Genomic DNA, 21,672 nt, shown 5'->3' with positions numbered 1-21,672 from the left:
CCGCACCGTACCGAGAGGTCAGGCCGTGGACATCGCCATGCCGAACTCGTCCAGTTCTTCTTCTCCGTCGAAGTACAGCGCCACGTAGCGCCCGGCGACCTCGGCGACCTGCATCTCCATGTCGTACACCGCTTTGAGGACGTCGGTCCGCATGATCTCGGCCGGAGTGCCGTCGGAGACGATCCGGCCGTCCTTCATGGCGATGATCCGGTCCGAGTAGGCCGCGGCGATATTGATGTCGTGGATGACGAGCACGATGGTCTTGCCCCGGTCCGCGGCGGTGCGCCGCAGCAACCGCATGATCGAGGTGGCGTGCCGTAGATCGAGGTTGTTGAGCGGCTCGTCCAGCAGGACGTAGTCCGTGTCCTGCGCCAGCACCATCGCGATGTGCGCGCGTTGCCGCTGGCCACCGGACAACTCGTCGAGATATCGGTCGGCGAGGTCCTCGAGCTCCATCGCCCCCAGGGCGTAGTCGATGTGCTCGGCGTCGCCCGGGCCGGGCCGACCACCGTTGTGTGGGAACCTGCCGAACCCGACGAGCTCACGCACGGTGAGCCTGATGGACACGGCGTTCTCCTGCCGCAGCACCGCGAGGCGGCGGGCCAGCTCACGCCCCCCGTCGACGGACACGTCGACCCCGTCGACGAGTACTTCTCCGGAATCCGCTGTCTGGAGCCGGCTCATGACTCCCAACAGTGTCGACTTTCCGGCGCCGTTGGGCCCGATGAGAGAGGTGACGCCACCGTGCGCGAAGCACGCCGACACCTCGTGCAGAACCTGCGTGTCGCCGTAGGACGAGCACACCGACCGCGCCTCGATGCCGCAGCCGGCCGACCACCGGCTTTCACCGGATCGGTCGCCGCGGCGTCGGAACGGGAGAAGGGACATGGCGTGCCTCTCTTTCAGCGTGCGCGGTTGGTCAGGAGCAGGAACAGGAACAGCAGGCCACCGGCGAACTCGATGACGATGCTCAGCGCGGACTCGACGCCGAGGGCACCGAGCACCATCTCTCCTCCCGCCAGAGCGATCACGCCCAGCAGCGAGGCCACCGGGAGCGTGAACCGGTGCAGGGTGGTGCCGAGCAGAGCGTAGGCCGCGTTCGCCACGATGAGCCCGAAGAACATCACCGGTCCGATCAACGCGGTCGAGGCCGAGACGAGGAAGGAGACCACCACGAGGACCACGATCGTGGCCCTGCGGTGGTTGACGCCCAGCGCGACGGCGGGATCGCGCCCCAGCAGCATCACGTCGAGCCGCCGACCGAGGACCGCCACGACGACGAGCCCCGCCACGACGATGACCCCACAGGCGACCAACACGTCGAGCTGGACGCCGCGGAAGCTCGCGAACATGGCGTCCTGAACCTGCAGGTATGCCGCCGGGTCGAGCAGTCGCTGGAAGAACGTGGAGGCGGAGCGGAAGAAGACGCCGAACACGACACCCACCAGAAGCAGCAGGTGGATGTCAGTTCTCCGGCCCCCGAGGAGCCACAGGTACAAGGAGGTCGACGCGACCACCATGATCGCGGTCTGGCCGAGGAAGCCGGAGAGACCGCCGCTGGTCAGTCCCCCGATGACCGCGGCGTCGCGCGGGACCATGAAGAACACGAGCATCGTCTGGATGAGCAGATACAGCGAGTCGAAGCCCATCAGCGCCGGAGTGAGGATCCGGTTGCCGGTGACGGTCTGGAAGAGCACCGTCGAGACCCCGACCGCGACCGAGACCAGGACGATCGCCACGGCGTGGCGTGTTAGTCGGTCCAGCGAGTAGCTCCAGGCCTTGGACCCCACCGTGGCCGGGAGCCCGGAGAGGACCAGGGCTGCGATCGTCGCGACGGCGACCGCAGCGCAGACGAGCACCACGAGCCAGCGACGGCGACGATCGGCCTCGACTCGCGTCCGTCCGCGCGAGAGGCTCTCCGGCGGGGCTACGAGGATGGCGGTCTCAGGCATTGCGCACTCCTCGCAGCATCATGGTCAGGAAGACGGCACCGCCGAGTATCCCGACGATCGTGCCCACGGGAACCTCGCCGGCGCCGGGGGCACCGCCGGCGAACACACCGGGGAGCGACCTGCCCACCATGTCGCAGACCAGGACGGTCACCGCCCCGAGGAGCGCCACGAGAGGCAGACCGCGGCGGGCGTCGTCGCCCACCAGCCGTGAGACCACATTGGGGACGACCAGCCCGAGCAGCGGGAGCGCGCCCACGGTGACCACGACGACTGCCGCGACCGCGGCCACGATGGCCATCCCGGCCGCGACGACGGTCTTGTGGTCGAGCCCGAGACCGGTCGAGACGTCCTCTCCCAGCCCCGCGACGGTGAAGCGGTCGGCGGCGATGTAGGCGAGTCCGCCGAGCACCGCCACCAGCCACAGCAACTCGTACCGTCCGGCCAGGACCGCGGAGAAGTCGGCGAGCATCCACGAGTTGAGCATCTGTAGCAGGTCGCGGGACAAGGCGAGGAACGCCGCGACGGCACCTATCACGGACCCGAGCATGATGCCGATGAGCGGCACCACGAAGGAGTCCGATACCGGGACGCGCCGGATACACGCGAGGAAGAGCGCGGTCCCGGCGAGCGCGAACACCATGGCGACCATCATCTTGGCGACGATCGGGGCACCGGGCGCGATGATCGCCACCACCACCAGACCCAGACCGGCCGATTCGACTGTGCCTGCGGTCGACGGCTCCACGAAGCGGTTCCGGGTGAGCAGCTGCATCAGCAGTCCGGCGATCGCCAGCGAGGCCCCCGCGAGGGCGGCCGCCGCCGTGCGCGGGAGACGGGCCTCGACGAGGTAGACGCGGTGCGCCTCGGTGAGCCCACCCGTGAGTGCGTCCCACAGAGTGATATTCGCTGCGCCGACGAACACGCTGGCGACGAGCGAGAGCACGAGCGCAACGACGCCGAGCGCCGGCCACAGCGAGTAACGGTGCGGTCGGCGCTCGGCCAGGGTCGTCGTCATCTGCGGTGGCTGCCTACCGTCAGGAGACGGCGGAGTCGATCTCGTCGATCATCGACTCGAGGACGCCGAGCCCGCCCCCGACGAGGTACCAGTTCTGGCCGTCCAGGAAGTGGACGTTGTCGTTGACCGCAGCCGAGGTCCGGTTGAAGAGCGGGTTGTCGAGCAGGGCCGCGGCGGCCTCACCCTCGGCACCGATCGCCGCGTCCCGATCGATGACGAAGACGTGGTCGGGATTCAGCTCGGCGATCTGCTCCCAGCTGAGCGGGGCACCGTGGCTGCCCTCCGCCTCGAGTTCACCTGCAGGCGACATCCCGAGCTCGTTGAAGATCAGATCGAAGCGCGAGCCCGGTCCGTACCCGGTCACCTTGCCGCCGGACGTCATCAGGACGAGGGCCGTGCCCGCCCCCTCCGCCTTGGCCCGGGTCTCGGCCACCATCTCGTCGATCTCGGCGAGCTCATCGACAGCCTTGTCCTCGGCTCCGAACAGCGCCGCGATCTCCTCGACCTTGGCGCGGTTCGACGCGATCGTGTCGGATGTGTCCGGATCTCCGGCGATCACCTGGTCGGAGATCTTCGCGAACTCCGGCTCCATCTCCCGGGTGCGGTTACCGAACAGGATCAGGTCGGGCCCCAGTTCGGCGATGACGTCCATCTTCGGCTCCTTGAGGCTGCCGATGTCCGTGTACTCGTCTCCCGCGTACACGTCCAACGCCGCCGGGAAGACTCCTGTCTTCACCAGACCGATGACCCGATCCTCCAGATCGAGCTCGTCCAGGGTGTCGGCCGCCGCGTGACTCGTGAGCACCACCCGGGTCGGTCCCTCCCCCTCGGAGCCGGCGGACTGTGCGTCCGAGCTGCCGCACGCAGTGACCGCGCCACCGGTCAACGCGATCGCGGCCGTCGCGGCGACGATCTTGGGGAATCGCTTCATTTCACTCCTGGGCTAGTTCGGAAGGTTAGGCTCACCTTAACCACCCCCGTGGCCGATAGGCAAGTCTTAAGTATGGCTTGCCTCACTACCACGGCTCGCGCACTGCTGACGTCGTCCCGGGGGGGGGACGGAGGACCGGATGCGGGAACGCCCCGGATTCAGGACAATCGGGGGCATGACCGAACGACAGTACGACCAGGACACCGACGGTGACTACGACGAGAACACGCTGGACGGCAGCGAGGGCCTCGACGCCGACGTCATCACCAACGACAACGAGGACCTGACCGTCGACGCGCCGGAGACGTGGAAGCCGATCGAGGAGAACCACGACCTCGACGACAAGCTCGCGGCCGAGCGTCCGGACGTCGACAGCCCGGAGCCGGAAGACGAGGGGGTCTCCCCCGAGCCCCGCGACGAGATCGACGAGCTCGACCCGGACGGCGAGACCCGGGTCCTCGGCGAGGCCTGATAGACGCGACCGACCCCGGCGGGAGGGAGGTGTCGCCGTGAGCGTGCCGGACATCGCGGACGCGATGCGCGCGCAGGACCGCCGCCGCTTCCTCCCGCCGGAGGTCGTCGGAGACCACGCCCTCGACGCTCCGCTGCCGATCGGGTACGGGCAGACCAACTCGCAACCGTCCACCGTGGCGGACATGTTGACCCTCCTCGAGCCGTTCCCCGGTATGCGGGTGCTCGACGTGGGGTCCGGCAGCGGATGGACCTCCGCGATCCTCGGCGAGCTCGGCGGGCCCGAGTCGGAGGTCCACGCCGTCGAACTCGTCCCGGAGCTCGTGGAACGCTCCCGCGAGGCGATCGATCAACCTTGGGTCCACGTCCACCACGCCGAACCGGGCGTCCTGGGCCTTCCGGGCCTCGCGCCGTTCGACCGGATCCTCGTCTCCGCGATGGCCGACGACCTCCCCCGCGACCTCGTCGCCCAACTCGGCGAGAACGGGATCATGGTCGCGCCGTGGGCGAACCGGATGCACCGGGTGCGGCGATCGGGCGGCGATCTCGAGCTCAGCGAGCACGGCGGATATCGGTTCGTGCCCTTGATCCACACCCGATTCTGACCAGCATGATCCGGCAACTATCCTGGGGCGCAGATCATCCACCTGCAGACCCAGGAGCCGTCGATGGCCGACTTCCTCTACGAGGACCTTCTTCCCGTCGGGGAGGACACCACCGAGTACCGCCTTCTCACCACCGAGGGCGTCTCGACAGTGCAGGGCCCCGACGGCATGACATTCCTCAAGGTGGACCCCGAGGCCATCCGCCTGCTCACCGAGACGGCGATGCACGACATCTCCCACTACCTCCGTAGTGACCACCTCGCGCAGGTCGCCAAGATTCTCGACGACCCCGAGGCCAGTGACAACGACAAGTTCGTTGCGCTGGACCTTCTGAAGAACGCCAACATCGCCGCCGGCGGCGTGCTGCCCATGTGCCAGGACACCGGCACGGCCATCGTCAAGGGCGAGCGCGGCCAGCACGTGCTGACCCCCGGCCCGGACGAGGAGGCGGTCGCCCGCGGCGTCTACGACGCCTTCACCCGGCTCAACCTGCGCTACTCGCAGAACGCGCCCATCACCATGTGGGACGAGAAGAACACCGGCTCCAACCTGCCCGCGCAGATCGAGATCGGGGCCAACACCACGCCCGGGTCCGAGAACGCGTACAAGTTCCTCTTCATGGCCAAGGGCGGCGGGTCGGCCAACAAGTCGTTCCTGTACCAGGAGACCAAGGCGATCCTGAACCCCGAGCGGATGATGCAGTTCATCGAGGAGAAGATCCGCTCCCTCGGCACCGCCGCGTGCCCGCCGTACCACCTGGCGATCGTCGTGGGCGGCACGTCCGCCGAGTTCGCGCTCAAGACCGCCAAGCTGGCCTCCGCGCACTACCTCGACGAGCTGCCCCGCGAGGGCGCGATGACCGGCCGCGGGTTCCGGGACACGGAACTCGAGGAGAAGGTCTTCGAGCTCACCCAGAAGATCGGCATCGGCGCGCAGTTCGGCGGCAAGTACTTCTGCCACGACGTGCGTGTGGTGCGCCTGCCGCGCCACGGCGCCTCCCTGCCCGTGGCGATCGCGGTCTCGTGCTCGGCGGACCGCCAGGCCAAGGCCAAGATCACCCCGGAGGGCGTGTTCCTCGAGCAGCTCGAGTTCAACCCGGGCCAGTACCTGCCGGCCACCACGGACGCGGAGCTCGACGCCGCGACCGACGGCGTCTCCGGCACGGGCAAGGGCGCGGCGGTGAAGATCGACCTCAACCGGCCGATGCCGGAGATCCTCGCCGAGCTCAGCAAGCACCCCGTCAAGACGCGGCTCTCGCTGACCGGTCCGCTGGTCGTGGCGCGCGACATCGCGCACTCCAAGATCAAGGAGCGCCTGGACGCGGGCGAGGAGATGCCGCAGTACCTCAAGGACCACCCCGTGTACTACGCGGGCCCGGCCAAGACGCCGGAGGGCATGCCGTCCGGGTCCTTCGGCCCCACCACGGCCGGCCGTATGGACTCCTACGTCGAGCAGTTCCAGGCCGCCGGCGGCTCCATGGTCATGCTGGCCAAGGGGAACCGCTCCAAGCAGGTCACCGACGCGTGCGCGAGGTACGGCGGCTTCTACCTGGGCTCGATCGGCGGCCCGGCCGCCCGCCTGGCGCAGGACTGCATCAAGCACGTCGAGATCATCGAGTACGAGGAACTCGGCATGGAGGCGGTGTGGAAGATCGAGGTCGAGGACTTCCCCGCGTTCATCGTGGTGGACGACAAGGGCGAGGACTTCTTCGCCCACACCGGTGAGGTCACGTTGACGATCGGCAAGCGCCCCGGCCTCTGATCCGTCCTCCCGGCCGTCGTCCGCGGGGCTCAGTCCCCGCGGGCGGCGGCCTCGAGCGTGGCGACGTCGAGCTTGACCATGCTCATCATGGCGGTGAACGCGCGTCGCGCTGCCTCGGGGTCGTCGCCCCGGGCCAGGTCGTAGAGCATCCGCGGGGCGACCTGCCACCGGACCCCGTATCGGTCGATGAGCCAGCCGCACTGCACCTCCCGACCGCCGCCGGCGAGGAGGCGGTCCCAGTAGTGGTCCAGCTCCTTCTGGGTGTCGCACCGAATCTCGAGGGACACCGCGTCCGTGTACTCGGGCGGGGTCCCGCCGTTGAGCGCGACGAACAGCCGCCCGTCGAGCTCGAACTCGACGGTCAGAACGTCGCCGGCCTGTGGCCCCGGCGTGTCGATCGGCGACGTGTCGACCGCGCGCACCCGCGAGTCGGGGAAGATCGAGCAGTAGAACTCGGCGGCCTCCCGCGCTTCCGTGGCGAACCACAGGCAGGTGCTCATCTCGGCCATCACGGGCTCCTCACGACCGGGCCGCCGGCGGCGGGCGGCGTCGGCTCCCAGTCTCCGCCCCGGGCGCGTCGCCGGGAAGAGGACCGGCGTTGCGATTCGGCCACGGTCCCACCGTGGCACCCGGCGACTAGGATCGGTGCCATGGACAGGATCACGCGTGTCCTCGCCCCTCTCGCCCTGGCGGTGGTCGCCGGTGCCGGCCTGGTGGCCTGTTCGTCCGACGACGGCCCCACCCCGGGGGACCCCGCCGCGCCGGTGTCACCGACCGCGGTGACGACGGCGGAGACGGCGACGACGACGAGCTCGACCCCCGTACCCGGGCCCGCCGGCTCCCCGGTCGACATCCCGGCGACGGTGGCCCAGCGCTGGGAGGAACTCGGCGGCGAGCAGGGCACGCTCGGCCGGGTGACGGGGCCCGCGACGGAGGTGGAGGGTGGTTCGGTCGTCGACTTCGAGCGGGGCGCGATCGTCCTGACTCCGCAGGGTCGCCCGTTCGTCGTCCAGGGCGAGATCCTCGCCGCCTACCGCGAGGCGGGCGGCCCGGCGGGCGATCTCGGCTTCCCCACGGCAGACGAGGCCACAACCGACGGCGGCTGGATCTCCACGTTCGAGGGCGGCGTCATCACCTACCTCGACGGGGTCGCCGAGGTCGAGACCGACTGACCCGGCCGGGCCGGGCGGTCACGGCGGCGATATCGTCCAGTCGTGACGCCGACCCCCTCCCCGACACCGCCTCCGACCGCCGGTGCCGTCCCGGCCACGATGCTCGTCGCGTTGGCACTGACCGGGGCGATCGGCCCCTTCGCCACCGACACCTACCTGCCGGCGCTGCCGCTGATCGTCGACGAGTTCGGGGTCACCGCCTCGACCGCGCAGCTCACACTCACGGCGTTCATGGTGTCGCTGGCGCTGGGCCAGCTGGTGATCGGCCCGCTCTCGGACCGGACGGGCCGTCGGACCCTCCTCCTGGCGGGCGCGATCGGGACCGCGCTCGCGGCCGTCGTCTGCGCCCTCGCCCCCACGATCTGGGTGCTGCTGGCCGGGCGGGTGGCCCAGGGATTCTTCGGCGCCGCCGGCGTCGTGCTGGCCAAGGCCGTGGTCGTCGACGTGGGCCGGGGCGCCGGGGTGGCCAAGGCGTTCGCCACGCTCATGGCCATCCAGTCCGTCGCCCCGGTGATCGCCCCGCTCGTCGGCGGCGCGGTGGTGCCCTTCGGTGGGTGGAGGGGCGTGTTCTGGTTGCTCGCCGCACTGGCCGCCGTCACGGCCGTCGGCGTGGCCGTGGCCGTGCCCGAGTCACTACCGGCCGCGGACCGTCGCGCCGGCGGCGTGCGCGCGACCCTCTCCGGCATGCGGGCCGTGGCCACGCACGGGGCGTTCGCCGCCCGGGTGTCGGTGTTCGTGTTCACCTTCGGCGTCCTGTTCGCCTACATCTCGGCCAGCCCGTTCATCTTCCAGGACATGGTGGGCCTGTCGCCCACCGCCTACGCGATCGCCTTCACCGTCAACGCACTGGGCATCCTCGTGTCGAACCTCGCGGGTGCGCGGCTGGTGGGCAGGTTCGCACCGGAGAAGCTCATGGGCACCGGGGTGACGGGCATGGTCGTGGCGATCGTGTTCCTCGTCGTCGTCGTCGCCCTCTCCCCCGCCGGCACCCTCGCACTGGCGCCGGTCACGGTCGGGTTCATCCTGCTCACGCTGTCGATCGGCACGGTCCTGCCCAACGCGGTGGCCCTGGCCATGCAGGCCACCCGCGGCAACTCCGGCGCCGGGTCCGCGCTGCTCGGCGCCGCACAGTTCAGCCTGGCCGCGCTGGTCTCGCCGCTCACCGGCCTCGCCGGACCGCACTCGGCCGTCCCCATGCTCGCGGTCATGGGCACCTGCGCGACGATCGCGGTCGTGGCCGCGTGGCTGGTCCTCAGCCGGCCAGTGCGCGCCACGTGAGCGCCGCGGCCAGCGCGCCGACGGCGTTGAACGCCCAGTGCAGGCCGATCGGTGCCAGCAGGCTCCGGCTGCGGCGGCGGATCCAGATGAACCCCGCGCCCGCCACGGACGTCGCGGCCACCGCCAGGCCGATCCCGGCCAGCTGACCGACCAGGCCGGTCCCCAGGACCTCCGCCAGCCCGGCGTTGCCGGCCGTCAGACCCAGCGACGACGTGACGTGCCACAGACCGAACGCCAACGAGCCAATCACGAAGACCCCGGTGGTCCCGAAGGTGCGCTCGAGGGCACCCTGCAGGACGCCCCGGAACGCGAACTCCTCGGGCAGGACGGTCATCAACGGGATGAGCACGAGCGCGGAGAACACCGCCATCCGCAGGTCCGAGTAGCGCTCGGAGAGGAAGAACGGGCTGGTCGCCGGGATGAGGCACCCGGCCGTCACCACCACTGCCACCGCCACGGTCGCGGCGAGGCCGTACGCCAGTCCGCGCGGCATGTGGCGCACGGACAGGCCCAATTCGGCCCAGTGCATGCCGCGGGCCTTGACCACCACGACCATCATGAGCACGGCCAGCGGCACGATCCACTCGCGGTACGGCAGTTGCGCCAGATTCGCGGTGAGGTTGATGGCCACCAACGTCCCCAGGACCCCGACGACCCCGACCACCCCCCGGAGGCGAGAGCGGTCGAACAGGACGCGGTCGTGCGGTGACATCGTCCCGACGATACCTCGCGCCGGGTCCGTACCGGGGGTATGGTGACGCGCACAACGGCTCTCGTCCCTCGACGACCGCTCCGGCACAAGGTGGTGTCCGCCATGACCACGGTGACGATGACCGGGTCCCGCGCCCTGACCGGCGCCCGCCGCAGGGTGGGCCTGGTGGTCCGCTCGAGGATCGCCGGCGACGACGCCGACGCCCGCCGGCACCAGATCTGGCTGTCCGAGGGCGAACGGTGGAACTCGCCCGACGACGCCATCTGCCGCGTCAACGGGGACGCCTCGATGTTCGCCGCCGGACTGACCGCGCTCCTGCTGCAATCCCTGCACCCCGGTGCCATGGCCGGGGTCGCCGACCACAGCGACTACCGCGGTGACCCGTGGGGCCGCCTGCAGCGCACCTCGCAGTTCATCGCGACCACCACCTTCGGGACCATCCCCGACGCCTCCGCCCTCATCCGCGCCATCAACGGCGCGCACCGGACGGTCGTGGGCACCGACCACCGCGGACGCCCCTACGACGCCCGCGACCCCCACCTGCTGCGTTGGGTGCACGTGGCCGAGATCTGGAGCTTCCTCGAGTGCCACCGCCTCTACGGGCGCGAGAAGCTGTTCGCCTCCGATCGGGACGACTACGTGCGCCAGGCCGCGCGGACCGGCCTCATGCTCGGCGCGAGGGACGTACCCCTGACCGTTCGTGAGCTCGAGGACGCCCTCGAGTCCTACCGTCCCGAGCTGGAGGCCTCCCCCGCCGCGCTCGACGCCCGCCGCTTCCTCCTCGACGGTCCGCCGACGGCGTGGACCGACAAGCCCGCGTACGCGCTCCTGCGGGCGGGCGCCGTCGCGGCGCTGCCCGGCTGGGCGCGCGCGATGCTGGAGCTGCCCGCGGGGCCGCTCGGTTCCCGCGACCTGGGCCTGGCGGCGGGACGCACCGGCGTGTCCACGCTGCGCTGGGTCCTCGACGCCCTGGACTGAGCGCCGGGTCTGCGGCGGCGCGGGCGCCGCCCCGGCGATACGCTGTGGCCACGCGATCCGGCACGGTCGGATCACCCGTCCGCGGGGCCGCACCCGATCACCGGGCCGCGCCCGCCCGCCAGAAATGAGGTCTTCCATGGCCGGTGGACTCGCCGCCCTGCTCGACGACGTCGCTGTACTCGCACGCATGGCCGCCGCCAGTGCCGACGACGTCGCGGCCGCCGCGGGTCGGGCCAGCGTCAAGGCCGCGGGCGTGGTGGTCGACGACACCGCCGTCACGCCCCAGTACGTGCGCGACGTCGATCCGTCCCGCGAACTGCCCATCATCCGGAAGATCGCGCTCGGATCGCTGGGCAACAAGGCGATCATCATCGTCTTCGCGCTCCTGCTCAGCCAGTTCGTCCCGTGGCTCCTCACCCCGATCCTCATGCTCGGCGGCCTCTACCTCTGCTTCGAGGGCGCCGAGAAGGTGTGGGAGCGCGTCTCGGGTCACCACGAGGAGACCGCGCCCGTCGTGGAGAAGGGCCCCGAGGCCGAGGCGCGGATGGTGCGCAGCGCGGTGACCACCGATTTTATCCTCAGCGCCGAGATCATGGTGATCGCCCTCAACGAAGTCGCCTCCGAGTCGTTCTGGTCGCGCGCGATCATCCTCGTCGTGGTGGGCCTGGGGATCACCGCGCTCGTCTACGGCGTCGTCGCGGTGATCGTGAAGATGGACGACGTCGGGCTGCACCTCGCGGGTAAGGACTCCCCGGGGGTCCAGCGGTTCGGCCGCGGCTTGGTCAAGGCGATGCCGACCGTCCTCGAGGTGATCTCGTTCGTCGGCATGCTCGCGATGCTGTGGGTCGGCGGTCACATCCTCCTCGTGGGCCTCGACGAGCTCGGCGTGACCGCGCCGTACCACCTCGTGCACGTCCTTGCGGAGCCAGCGGCCGGCGTCGCCGGTGTGGGCGCCGTGCTCGGATGGCTGGTCGACACGGCGTGCGCCCTCGTGTTCGGACTCGCCGTGGGCGCGGTGATCGTCGCGGTCATGCACCTGATCCCGCGGCGGGGATCCGATGACGAACACGGCGATGCGGCTCGCGGCGGCGGCGTTGCGGGCGGCGGCGACCCGCGGGCGACCGAGGGGACGGGACGGGAGGCCGATCGCTGATGCTCCTCACCGTCGGACACGGCCGACTCGACCGCGACGAACTCGCCCGCCTGCTCCGCGGCGCCGGAGTCGAGCTCCTCGTGGACATCCGGCGGTTCCCCGGTAGCCGAGCGAACGAGGCGGCGGCCAAGGGCGCCGTACCCGAGATCGTCGGCGAGGCCGGCATCGACTACCGCTGGGAGGAGGACCTCGGCGGGCGCCGACACCTCAATGCCGAACAACGACGCCGGTCGCCCGACACGTGGTGGCGCGTGGAAGCGTTCCGGGCGTACAGCGCCTGGACCCGCGACCCCGCCTTCCGCGAGGCCCTCGCCCGCGTCGTGGCGGACGCGCGCGAGCGGCGGGTCGCGGTGATGTGCTCGGAATCGGTGTGGTGGCGCTGCCACCGCAGGATCGTGGCGGACGTGGTGGCGACCGTCCACGAGCTACCGGTGGGTCATCTGATGCACTCGGGCTCGATCACCGAGCACACCCCGAGCGAGGGCCTGCGGCTCGACGAGGACGGCAACCCGGTTTGGGACGGCTGATCAGCAGGCGCCCCGAGTACCGCGAGCGGCGTCAGCCCGGCGCGGAGATCGCCGCGTGTCCGGCCGTGGCCTAGTCTCACGGCCATGGACCCTGCATCGACGCTCGCCCCGAACCTCACGCCCCTGGCGGCACTTCTCGGCACCTGGAAGGGCGACGGCGCGGGAACGTACCCGACGATCGACGACTTCACCTACACCGAGGAGCTCACGTTCACGGATGTCGGGAAGCCCTTCCTCCACTACATACAGCGGACGTGGGCACCGAACGGCTCGCCCATGCACACCGAGACGGGGTACCTCCGAGCGCCCCGCGACGGCGTGGCCGAGTTCGTCCTCGCCCAGCCCACCGGGCAGACCGAACTGTGCGAGGGCACGGTCGTCGCCGAGGCCGACACCGTGGTGGTGGAGTTCGACTCGCGCGTCGTGGGCACTGCCACCGCCAAGGAGGTCGTCACCACCCGTCGCCGATAAGAGATCGCCGGCGACCGGATGGTGACGACCTTCGCGATGGCCGCCGTCGGCGTACCCCTCACGCACCACCTGCGTTCGGAGCTGCGCCGGGTGTGACCCCCGCGCCCGCACCTGCACCTGCACCAGCACCGTCCATCGACGGGGCCCGAGTGTCAGCGCGCGGTGCGCTCCCGCAGGATGAGCCGGGACAGCGAGTCCAGCGCGAACCCCAGCACGCCGATGACCAGGATCACGGCCATGACCTGGTCGTAGGCCAGCTGATCGCGGGCGTTGAGGATCTGATAACCCAGCCCCGACCGAACTCCGAGCATCTCCGCGGGCACCAACACGATCCACGCCGTCCCGAGAGCGAGTCGGATGCCGCCGAGGATGGCCGGTCTCACCGCCGGGATGACGACCCGCGTCAGTCGCTCCGACCCGCTGGCGCCCATCGTGCGGGCCACGTCGAGATAACCCGGGTCCATCGCGTGGACGCCGGAGGAGGTGGAGAGCATGATCGGCCAGATCGCCGCCGCGGCGACGAGGAAGATCACCGGCTCGTTGCCGATCCCGAAGACGGCGATCGCGACCGGCGCCCATGACAGCGGCGAGATCATGCGGAGGAACTGGACGAGCGGGCCCGCGACGGCCTCCGCGCGTCGACGGAGACCGAGCCACAGGCCGAGCGGAACTCCGAGGAGGGCGGCTACGGCGAGCCCCGCGACCAGCCGGTACAGACTGACCGCGGCATCCGAGATCAAGACCCCACGGTCGAGCAGCTCGCCGAATCCGGCCCACGTCTCGACCGGGGACATGCCTCCGATCACCGGGTCGTCTGTGACGAGGCCGGAGGTGAGAAGCGCCCACACCGCGAGGCCGAGGAGTAAGCCGACGAATCCGGCTCCCCAGCGCGCGGCGGGACCGCCTCCGGCGCTCGTGCCGCTTCGGCCCCGGCGAGCCCTCGGTGCCGCCGGCTCGGCCCCTGCCCGGTCGGCGGTGGCACTGCTGGCTCCGGCGTCCGGGGCGCCGGGCCCGGCGATCATCGGGTCGGCCGCCACCGGGTCGGTGCCCGGATCCGGCGTGGAGTCGGTGCGTGTCATCTAGATCAGCCGTTCGTGTCGGGTCAGCGAGGCGGGGAGACCGAGGGCGGCGGGCCCGCCGTGGCGGGCGATCGCGGTGCGGACGAACCCGTCGTCGACGAGTTCGCCGTGTACGCCCGCGGGGTCGAGGCCGTCGAGGAAGCGGGTCTCCCCGTCGACGACCGTCGTCCGCATCTGCCTCACCAGCTCGGCGGTGAAACTGGGGAACGGATACGGGTGGAAGTCGATCCGGTTGCGCGCGGGTCCGCCGTCGGGGTCGGGAACTGTGCCGGTCATGGCCACGTCGACCGCTTTGGGCGGCTGCGGCAGATAGCCCTTTCCGGACAGGATCGCGGCGGCCGCGGAGCGATCCGCGGTGATCCCGAGCTGCGCCGCGACGGCGGCGTCGACGAGAGCCTGGACGGTGTCCGGTCGGTTGTCGATCAGCTCCCGGTGCACGACCGTGACGCAGCAGGCGTGATCCCGCCACACCTGATCGAGCAGCATGTGCAGCGCGCCGACGCCCTGCGCGACCGCACCGGCGTTGAACGGGTCGGCGACGGTGAAGGCCGAGATGGAGCCGGTGGCGAGCGCCGGGATCATGTCGGACGGCCCCATGACGACGAGTTCGACGGTGTCCTCCGACCGGCTCGGGGCCCGTCGCGCCACGGGAGTGAGACCGTGCGCGCGTAGGACCCGCTGCAGCAAGATGTTGTGGATCGACCACCAACCGGGGATCGCCACCTGGGTGCCGGCGAGTTGGCCGATCTCCGTCACGTCCGGGGCCACCGTGATCGCCCCGCCGCCGGTGTGGTTCCAACTCACCACCTTGACGTCCGCGCCGATCACGTACCGGAGCTGGACGGCCGACGGCATGAGCAGGTGGATGAGGTCCACCTGGCGGGTGAGGAACGCTTCCATGAGCGACGACCAGGACCGGAACAGCACCGGCCGACCGACGATGAGCCGCTGCCGCTCGAAGTATCCGTCACCGTGCGCGACGAGCAGGGGGGCCGCGTCGGTGATCGGCAGGTAGCCGATCCGGAGGTCGTCGGTGGCCGCGCCCCGCGACGCCGTCGCCGCCGTGACCAGCGAGCCGAGCGAGGCGGCGCCCCCGAGGGCACCGGCCCCGACGGCGAGGGCACCTCCGGCCCTGAGCAGAGCCCGCCGGTCGAGAAGGGGGCCCCTGGCCCCGGCAGAATCAGACATCGCCGCGACGGTCAGGCGGTCCGGTAGGCGGCGAGAATGCTCTCTCGCAGGGCCGGATCCGAGTCGGTGGTGCCGTGAGAGGGGTTCGTCCACTCCTGCTGCACGCGGCCCGAGGAGCCGAGCAGCGCGATGCGAGAGCCCACGACCAGTGCCTCGTCCACGTCATGCGTCACCATCACCGTGGTGACCCCGAGGTCGGCCGTCACACCGACGAGCCACCGCTGCGAATCAGCCCGGGTGACCGGGTCGAGTGCGCTGAACGGCTCGTCGAGCAGGAGGATCTCCGGGCGCGTCGCCGCGGCACGGACGACCGCGACCCGCTGCGCCTGCCCGCCCGAGATCTGATCGGGGCGGGAGTCGGCGAGCTCGGCGATACCGAAGTGGTCGAGAAGATCATCGACGTGACGCGCGTCGACGCGGCCTCGCAGTGCACGGAACCGGCCGCCCAGCGCCACGTTCTCCCGCACCGTGAGCCACGGGTACAGCAGCGGCTTCTGGAAGACCACGGCATAGGAGTGGCCACCGCCGCCGATGCTGCCCGAACCGACAAGGAGTTCGCCGCCGGCCGGTTCCTCCAGCCCCGCCAGGAGCCGGAGGAGAGTGGACTTACCGACGCCGGACGGGCCGAGGAGGACGAGCGACTCACCGGACCGGACCTGCAGATCGAGGTCGGTGAACAACGGCCGACCACCGGGCAACCGGTGCTGGAGGCCCGTGACGCTGACGGCCACGGGCTTCTCGAGCACTCCGGCCGTCACGGCGCGACCCCGAGCCGGTCGAGCTCCCACCGCAGCTGGGACTGGGAGGGCGACTGCACGGGAAGGAACGCCGCCTCCCTCATCCGACGGTTCGCAGGGGCCGCCTGGGCGTACCCCATCCCCCCGCAGAGGACGGCCTCGAGCCGGGTCGCCGCCGGCGCGATCTCAGCCCCGTCGAGTCGCAGGAGCAGAAGATCCTTCAGCGACGCCTCGTGCGGTGCCGCACCGAGTCGGTGCAGTTCGGAGTGCATATGCGCATGACGAGCAGCGAGGTCGGCGTGCTCGTCCGAGTAGAAGGCACCGAGTCCTTCGAGCCGCCCCTCGGCCTCGATCAGAGACCGGGCGGCGACGCCCGAGCAGAACGCGGCCTGGAGGACCAGGAACTGGGGGCGCACGCCGGACAGGAAGTCGGCGAGATCCTCGCCGAGCACCTGCTCGTCGGGGACGATCACGCCGTCCAGACCGATCATCATGGAGGCGGTCGCGTTGAGTGCCAGGAGGTCCGGAGCATTGCGGATCTCCACGCCGGGCGCGGAGGCGTCGAAGGTGACGACCAGGCTGCGCCCGTCCTCGGTGTTGGCCGCGAGAACGATCGTGCTGTCCGGGTACACGTTGGACGCCCACGCGATCGGTCCGTCGATCCGGTAACCACCGTCGACCTTCGTCGCGGAGATCGGGACGTTGCCGAGGCCAACTACCTGCCGCTGGGCTGCGGCCATCCCGGTGACGCCGGGGCGGCCGCCGTCCGCGACGGCCCGGTAGGTCCGGGCCGCCGCGTCGGAGCGGTCGGCCGAGTGCCGCAGGTAGGCGGCGGTCATCCGCTGCGCCCACGCTGCGAACGCGACGGCCAGGCTCTCCGTGGCCACCGCCTCGATGACCGCGGCGGCGGCGGAGACCGGCGTGCGGTCCACGTCGAAGAGGCCGAGGTCGGCGAGTGCGGCGATGTCCTGACGCAGATCCGCCTCGTTCCGGTCCAGCGCGGAGGCGCGTGCGGCGACGGAGTCGATCACCGCGACGAGACCCGCCACGTCGACACTGCCGAACTCACCGGCGGCGAGCCGGGCCCTGGGAGCCCCGAGGTCGTGGGTGATGGTGTCGGTCGCGGAGTCGCTCATGCCAGCTCGTGCAGACGCGAGATGGGGGTGGACACGATCTCACGCGCGCGGACGACGGCGTCGGTGTCCGGGGCGTTGTAGAAGCACAGGCACTTGTCCGTGTCCTCACGGACGTAGGTGCGCAGGAAGGAGACCTCGGGGATCTCCGCGTACTTCGGGGACTTCTCCTTCTTGCGCGTGAGGTAGGTGTCCATGTCGATCTCGGCGGGGATGTCCCACTCGACCAGGTAGCCGGCCTCGGGACGGGCCGCCTTGATGGTCTCGAGGTCGGTGCCCACGAGACGCACCTGCGCGGGCTCGGTGACCTCGGCCGCACCGATCGCGGACGCGTCCAGGGCGGGTGCCTCGACGGCGCAGGCACCGTTCTCGTCGTCGGGGAGCTCGATGATGGTGAAGACGCGGGAGGCGCCCTTGGTCACCTGGGTCTCGATGACCTCGGCGCCGGAGCCCGCGAGGGTCGAGGCGATGGAATCGATCAGCGCGGAGGGGTCGGTCTGCTGCTCCGCCGAGGGGGTGATCTCGTAGAGGAAGAGGGTCATTGGGGGGGGGTGTTCCTTTCCCGGGGCGTCGTCTCGTCGTCTGGCCCCACGGTAGAGAGAACAGACAGTTCTGTCTAACTATTCCCGGGCGGGCTCCCCCTTTCCGGACGGCGGCGCGGTGAACACTGGGAGAACGGAGAGCCGGAGCCCCGACCGCGCAACTACAGTCGTGTCATGCGTACTGTTTTCCGATCCAAGCTCGACGAGTTCGAGGACCAGCTGATCCGCTTCTGTGAGACGAACACCCGGTTGCTCGAGCGCGCCACCGCCGCCCTGCTCGACGCTGACGAGGTCGCCGCCACAGAGGTGATCGACGGCGCCGCCGAACTGGAGGACCTCCGTGAGGTGAGCGAGCAGCACGCCTTCGAGCTCCTCCTACTCGAGGCGCCTGTCGCCGGTGACCTCCGCCAGGTGGTCTCGGGCATCTACATCGTCGAACACTTCACACGGATGTCCGCGCTCGCCGGCCACATCGCACGAGTGGCCCGACGTCGGCATCCGCACCCGGTCGTTCCCGAGCCCGTCGTCCCCCTCATCCGCGAGATGGCCCGCCGCGACGGCGTGATGGCCCGACAGCTCACGACCCTGCTCAGCGACCACGACGCCGACAAGGCGCGGACTCTCGACGACGACGACGACGCCGTGGACCAACTCCACGCCGACCTCATGAAGGAGATCTCGTCGGAGGACTGGCCGCACGGGTCGGTCAGCGCGGTCGACCTGGCGTTGCTGGCGCGGTACTACGAGCGTTTCGCCGACCACACCGTGAGCATCGCCAACCGCATCGTCTACCTCGCCACCGGGGAGCGCCCTGACGGCGGCTCGCTCTCCCACCTCGACGACGGCACCGTCCTCGACTGACCCGCACCGACCGCGGCGATACCGGGCCAGATCACCGGATCCTCCTCGCGGATCTCGATGACGCCGGCCTCCCTGTCCGGAGACGCTCCCCCGGTCAGGCGAGGCTGACCGCCGCCCGCGCGTCAGCGGGCGGCGCGGCGTTCCGCGCGGCCGGCCTCAGCGGCAGATGGCGCCCGTCGAGGCGGACTGCACCAACTTCGAGTACTTGGCGAGGACGCCGCGGGTGTAGCGCGGCGGCAGGGACTCCCACCCCTCGCGCCGGGACCGCAGTTCGGACTCGTCCACCAGCAGCTCGAGGGTCCCCTGCGAGACGTCCAGTCGGATCCGGTCGCCGTCCTTCACGAACGCGATCGGTCCACCGTCCACGGCCTCCGGGGCGATGTGGCCGACGCACAGCCCGGTGGTGCCACCCGAGAAGCGCCCGTCGGTCATGAGCAGGACGTCCTTGCCCAGGCCCGCGCCCTTGATCGCACCGGTGATGGCGAGCATCTCACGCATGCCGGGCCCGCCCTTGGGGCCCTCGTAGCGGATCACGACGACATCGCCCGCCGTGATGGTCCCGTCCTCGAGGGCGTCCATGGCCGCGCGCTCTCGCTCGAAGACTCGGGCGGTGCCCTCGAAGACGTCCGAGTCGAAGCCGGCGGACTTGACCACCGCGCCCTCGGGAGCGAGCGACCCGCGCAGGATCGTGATGCCGCCGGTCGGGTGGATCGGCTCGGACATCGCGCGGAGCACCTTGCCATCCGGGTCCGGCGGGGCGATGCCGGCGAGGTTCTCGGCCACGGTGCGGCCGGTGACGGTGAGGCAGTCGCCGTGGAGCAACCCGGCGTCGAGCAGCGCACGCATCACCACGGGGACGCCGCCGATCTTGTCCACGTCGGTCATGACGTGGGCGCCGAACGGCTTGACGTCGGCCAGGTGCGGCACCTTGGCGCCGATGCGGGCGAAGTCGTCGAGGGTGAGTTCGACCTCGGCCTCGCTGGCGATCGCGAGCAGGTGCAGGACCGCGTTCGTGGACCCGCCGAAGGCCATGACGACGGCGATCGCGTTCTCGAACGCCTCCTTGGTCATGATGTCGCGCGCGGTGATGCCCTTGCGCAGCAACTCGACCACGGCCTCGCCACTCGCCTTGGCGTAGTCGTCGCGCCGACGATCCGGGGCCGGCGGCGACGCGCTGCCCGGCAGGGACATGCCCAGCGCCTCGGCGGCGCTCGCCATCGTGTTGGCGGTGTACATGCCGCCGCACGCGCCCTCGCCCGGGCAGATGGACCGCTCGATCGTGTCGACGTCCTCCCGGCTCATGAGACCGCGCGAGCACGCTCCGACGGCCTCGAAGGCGTCGATGATGGTGACCTGCTTCTCCGTTCCGTCGGAGAGCTTGGCGAAGCCGGGCAGGGTGGAGCCGGCGTAGAGGAACACGCTCGCCAGATCCAGCCGCGCCGCGGCCATGAGCATGCCGGGCAGGGACTTGTCGCAGCCGGCGAGCAGCACCGAGCCGTCGAGCCGCTCGGCGCTCATGACGGTCTCGACGCTGTCGGCGATCACCTCACGCGAGACCAGCGAGAAGTGCATCCCCTCGTGGCCCATCGAGATGCCGTCGGACACCGAGATGGTGCCGAACTCCAGCGGGTAACCGCCTCCGGCGTGGGTCCCCTCCTTGACGGCCTTGGCCAGCCGGTCGAGCGAGAGGTTGCACGGCGTGATCTCGTTCCACGAGGAGGCCACACCGATCTGCGGCTTGACCCAGTCGTCGTCGCCCATACCCACCGCGCGGAGCATCCCGCGGGCGGCGGTCTTCTCGAGCCCGTCGGTGACATCGCGGCTTCGGGGCTTGATGTCGGCCTCGCGGCCGGTGGCCGCGTGTCCTGGGCGAGGCATGTCGGTTCCGGAGCTCATGCGCACAGCCTAGGCATTGTCCGCCCCACTGCGCGGTCGGACCCTCCGCCGCGGCTCGACCGAGCGCCGATCGGGGCGGGGATTCCCACGCGGGTGCCGGCGTGAGCCGACAGGATGGCGGCATGACCACCGCTACCGCTTCCCGTCCGAATTTCCTCGTCGTGGTCGTCGACGACATGGGGTACTCCGACTGCCAGCCCTTCGGCGGCGAGATCGCCACACCCCACCTCCAGCGTCTCGCGGAGTCCGGCGCCCGGTTCCGCGGATTCCACACCAGTTCCCTCTGCGCCCCCACGCGGTCGATGCTGCTCTCCGGCTGCGACAACCACCAGGCGGGCCTCGGCGTGATGCAGCCGCTGCACGCGCTCAACCAGTACATGCAGCCGGGCTACGAGGGATACCTCAACCACTCGGTGCCGACGATGGCGGAGCTCCTGCGTGACGCGGGGTATCGCACCTATCTCGCCGGCAAGTGGCACGTCGGCATCACCGAGGGCACCCGACCGGCGGCGCGTGGCTTCGATCGCAGCTTCGCCTTTCTCGGCGGCGGCGCCAGCCACTTCCACGACGCACGACCGCTGAGCGTGTTCGAGGGCAAGCAGACGATGTACGCGGACGACGACCGCTTCTGCACCGACGAGCTACCCGAGGACTTCTACACCTCGACCGCGTTCGTCGACAGGATGATCGGCTACCTGCGCGAGCACGACGACGACCGTCCGTTCCTCGGATACCTCGCCTTCACCGCCCCACACGACCCACTCCAGGTCCCCGATTCCGATCTGCAGCGGTACGCCGGTCATTACGACGCCGGCTACGAGGCGATCAAGCACGAGCGCATGGAGCGGATGAAAGAGATCGGCCTGATCTCCTCCGACCTCGAGGTCAATCCGGGAAGCGGCCTGTTCCCCACCTGGGAGAACCTGTCGGAGCACGACCGGCAGCGCGAGGCCCGGAAGATGGAGATCTACGCGGCGATGATCGAGCGGATGGATCACGAGCTCGGGCGCCTGCTCGACGAGCTGGACCAGCTCGGGAAGCGCGAGGACACCGTCGTGTTCTTCCTCTCGGACAACGGCGCCAACCCCAAGCAGCCGGAGTACTACCAGCCCAACACCGTCGAGACGATCGAGGCCGAATTCGACAACAGTGTGGCCAACATGGGCCGGATAGGGTCGTTCGTCTCGATCGGCGGGGCATGGGCGGAGGT

Annotated in this window: 22 protein-coding genes and 1 pseudogene; 11 read left to right on the top strand and 12 right to left on the bottom strand. The window is 70.5% G+C overall.

What is annotated here, in order from left to right; translation table 11 throughout:
• Window positions 1-18: 18 nt before the first annotated feature.
• From KHA85_RS05160 to KHA85_RS05145, 4 genes are read right to left on the bottom strand one after another with little or no spacing between them, the layout of a single operon-like run.
• Entirely contained in the window at window positions 19-888 is an 870-nt protein-coding gene (locus KHA85_RS05160; RefSeq protein WP_082904165.1) for an iron ABC transporter ATP-binding protein, read from the bottom strand.
• Window positions 889-902: 14 nt separating this feature from the next.
• Complete coding sequence (locus KHA85_RS05155; RefSeq protein WP_082904164.1) at window positions 903-1,952, bottom strand: iron chelate uptake ABC transporter family permease subunit; 1,050 nt, start codon at window positions 1,950-1,952, stop codon at window positions 903-905.
• A complete protein-coding gene (locus KHA85_RS05150) occupies window positions 1,945-2,967 on the bottom strand; it encodes an iron chelate uptake ABC transporter family permease subunit (protein ID WP_213185011.1) in 1,023 nt (340 codons plus the stop codon). The genes KHA85_RS05155 and KHA85_RS05150 overlap by 8 nt, the downstream gene beginning before the upstream one ends.
• A gap of 19 nt (window positions 2,968-2,986) precedes the next feature.
• Window positions 2,987-3,898, bottom strand: coding sequence for a siderophore ABC transporter substrate-binding protein (locus KHA85_RS05145; RefSeq protein WP_213185010.1), 912 nt, complete (start codon window positions 3,896-3,898; stop codon window positions 2,987-2,989).
• Between the two features lie 175 nt (window positions 3,899-4,073).
• Between KHA85_RS05145 and KHA85_RS05140 the strand changes: the two genes are divergently transcribed.
• The 3 genes from KHA85_RS05140 (at window position 4,074) to KHA85_RS05130 (ending at window position 6,735) form a co-directional block, all read left to right on the top strand.
• Window positions 4,074-4,370, top strand: coding sequence for a hypothetical protein (locus KHA85_RS05140; protein WP_070721658.1), 297 nt, complete (start codon window positions 4,074-4,076; stop codon window positions 4,368-4,370).
• Between the two features lie 37 nt (window positions 4,371-4,407).
• A complete protein-coding gene (locus KHA85_RS05135) occupies window positions 4,408-4,974 on the top strand; it encodes a protein-L-isoaspartate O-methyltransferase family protein (protein ID WP_308936860.1) in 567 nt (188 codons plus the stop codon).
• Between the two features lie 63 nt (window positions 4,975-5,037).
• Window positions 5,038-6,735 (top strand): fumarate hydratase, encoded by a 1,698-nt coding sequence (locus KHA85_RS05130; RefSeq protein WP_213185009.1) that lies wholly within the window; start codon window positions 5,038-5,040, stop codon window positions 6,733-6,735.
• 29 nt (window positions 6,736-6,764) lie between these two features.
• Here KHA85_RS05130 and KHA85_RS05125 read toward each other — a convergent pair whose 3' ends face one another.
• Complete coding sequence (locus KHA85_RS05125) at window positions 6,765-7,244, bottom strand: VOC family protein (protein WP_063972123.1); 480 nt, start codon at window positions 7,242-7,244, stop codon at window positions 6,765-6,767.
• A 141-nt stretch (window positions 7,245-7,385) separates the two neighbouring features.
• Between KHA85_RS05125 and KHA85_RS05120 the strand changes: the two genes are divergently transcribed.
• Window positions 7,386-7,907, top strand: a complete 522-nt coding sequence (locus KHA85_RS05120) for an LGFP repeat-containing protein (RefSeq protein WP_213185008.1) — start codon at window positions 7,386-7,388, stop codon at window positions 7,905-7,907.
• Between the two features lie 42 nt (window positions 7,908-7,949).
• Window positions 7,950-9,185: a multidrug effflux MFS transporter gene (locus KHA85_RS05115; protein ID WP_308936859.1), complete on the top strand. Its 1,236-nt coding sequence runs from the start codon at window positions 7,950-7,952 to the stop codon at window positions 9,183-9,185.
• On the opposite strand, the gene KHA85_RS05110 is transcribed toward KHA85_RS05115, so the two are convergent.
• Window positions 9,160-9,897: a CPBP family intramembrane glutamic endopeptidase gene (locus KHA85_RS05110; RefSeq protein ID WP_213185007.1), complete on the bottom strand. Its 738-nt coding sequence runs from the start codon at window positions 9,895-9,897 to the stop codon at window positions 9,160-9,162. The genes KHA85_RS05115 and KHA85_RS05110 overlap by 26 nt on opposite strands.
• 102 nt (window positions 9,898-9,999) lie before the next feature.
• Here KHA85_RS05110 and KHA85_RS05105 point away from each other — a divergent pair, with 102 nt between their 5' ends.
• From KHA85_RS05105 to KHA85_RS05090, 4 genes and pseudogenes are all read left to right on the top strand, one after another.
• Window positions 10,000-10,875, top strand: coding sequence for an oxygenase MpaB family protein (locus tag KHA85_RS05105; protein WP_213185006.1), 876 nt, complete (start codon window positions 10,000-10,002; stop codon window positions 10,873-10,875).
• Window positions 10,876-11,011: 136 nt separating this feature from the next.
• Window positions 11,012-12,028 (top strand): DUF808 domain-containing protein, encoded by a 1,017-nt coding sequence (locus KHA85_RS05100; RefSeq protein WP_213185005.1) that lies wholly within the window; start codon window positions 11,012-11,014, stop codon window positions 12,026-12,028.
• The gene (locus tag KHA85_RS05095) at window positions 12,028-12,555 is read left to right on the top strand and encodes a DUF488 domain-containing protein (RefSeq protein WP_007629780.1); all 528 of its coding nucleotides are present in this window, start codon (window positions 12,028-12,030) and stop codon (window positions 12,553-12,555) included. Before KHA85_RS05100 ends, KHA85_RS05095 begins: the two co-directional genes overlap by 1 nt.
• Window positions 12,556-12,639: 84 nt before the next feature.
• Window positions 12,640-13,122: pseudogene (locus KHA85_RS05090) on the top strand (heme-binding beta-barrel domain-containing protein).
• A 56-nt stretch (window positions 13,123-13,178) separates the two neighbouring features.
• Here the strand turns inward: KHA85_RS05090 and KHA85_RS05085 are convergent.
• Genes KHA85_RS05085 through KHA85_RS05065 form a run of 5 tightly spaced genes read right to left on the bottom strand, consistent with a single transcriptional unit; the run spans window position 13,179 to window position 17,705 of the window.
• On the bottom strand, window positions 13,179-14,105 hold the full coding sequence (locus KHA85_RS05085) for an ABC transporter permease (protein WP_368858493.1): 927 nt from the start codon (window positions 14,103-14,105) through the stop codon (window positions 13,179-13,181).
• Window positions 14,106-15,293: an ABC transporter substrate-binding protein gene (locus KHA85_RS05080; RefSeq protein WP_213185004.1), complete on the bottom strand. Its 1,188-nt coding sequence runs from the start codon at window positions 15,291-15,293 to the stop codon at window positions 14,106-14,108.
• A gap of 11 nt (window positions 15,294-15,304) precedes the next feature.
• Complete coding sequence (locus KHA85_RS05075; protein ID WP_213185040.1) at window positions 15,305-15,991, bottom strand: ABC transporter ATP-binding protein; 687 nt, start codon at window positions 15,989-15,991, stop codon at window positions 15,305-15,307.
• A gap of 56 nt (window positions 15,992-16,047) precedes the next feature.
• On the bottom strand, window positions 16,048-17,166 hold the full coding sequence (locus KHA85_RS05070; protein WP_213185003.1) for an acyl-CoA dehydrogenase family protein: 1,119 nt from the start codon (window positions 17,164-17,166) through the stop codon (window positions 16,048-16,050).
• Window positions 17,163-17,705, bottom strand: a complete 543-nt coding sequence (locus KHA85_RS05065; RefSeq protein WP_007629770.1) for a DUF4242 domain-containing protein — start codon at window positions 17,703-17,705, stop codon at window positions 17,163-17,165. Before KHA85_RS05065 ends, KHA85_RS05070 begins: the two co-directional genes overlap by 4 nt.
• 174 nt (window positions 17,706-17,879) lie before the next feature.
• Between KHA85_RS05065 and KHA85_RS05060 the strand changes: the two genes are divergently transcribed.
• Window positions 17,880-18,566, top strand: coding sequence for a phosphate signaling complex PhoU family protein (locus KHA85_RS05060; RefSeq protein WP_182643052.1), 687 nt, complete (start codon window positions 17,880-17,882; stop codon window positions 18,564-18,566).
• A gap of 156 nt (window positions 18,567-18,722) precedes the next feature.
• Here KHA85_RS05060 and ilvD read toward each other — a convergent pair whose 3' ends face one another.
• Complete coding sequence (gene ilvD / locus KHA85_RS05055) at window positions 18,723-20,462, bottom strand: dihydroxy-acid dehydratase (protein WP_236885206.1); 1,740 nt, start codon at window positions 20,460-20,462, stop codon at window positions 18,723-18,725.
• Window positions 20,463-20,584: 122 nt separating this feature from the next.
• Here ilvD and KHA85_RS05050 point away from each other — a divergent pair.
• Window positions 20,585-21,672 (top strand): sulfatase-like hydrolase/transferase (locus KHA85_RS05050; RefSeq protein ID WP_213185038.1); only part of this gene is annotated, 1,088 nt, incomplete at its 3' end.

The sequence above is a fragment of the Dietzia massiliensis genome (assembly GCF_018390595.1).
GTDB lineage: Bacteria > Actinomycetota > Actinomycetes > Mycobacteriales > Mycobacteriaceae > Dietzia > Dietzia massiliensis.
Note: the sequence above shows the minus strand (reverse complement) of the source record. Positions and strands in the feature narration are given on the sequence as shown.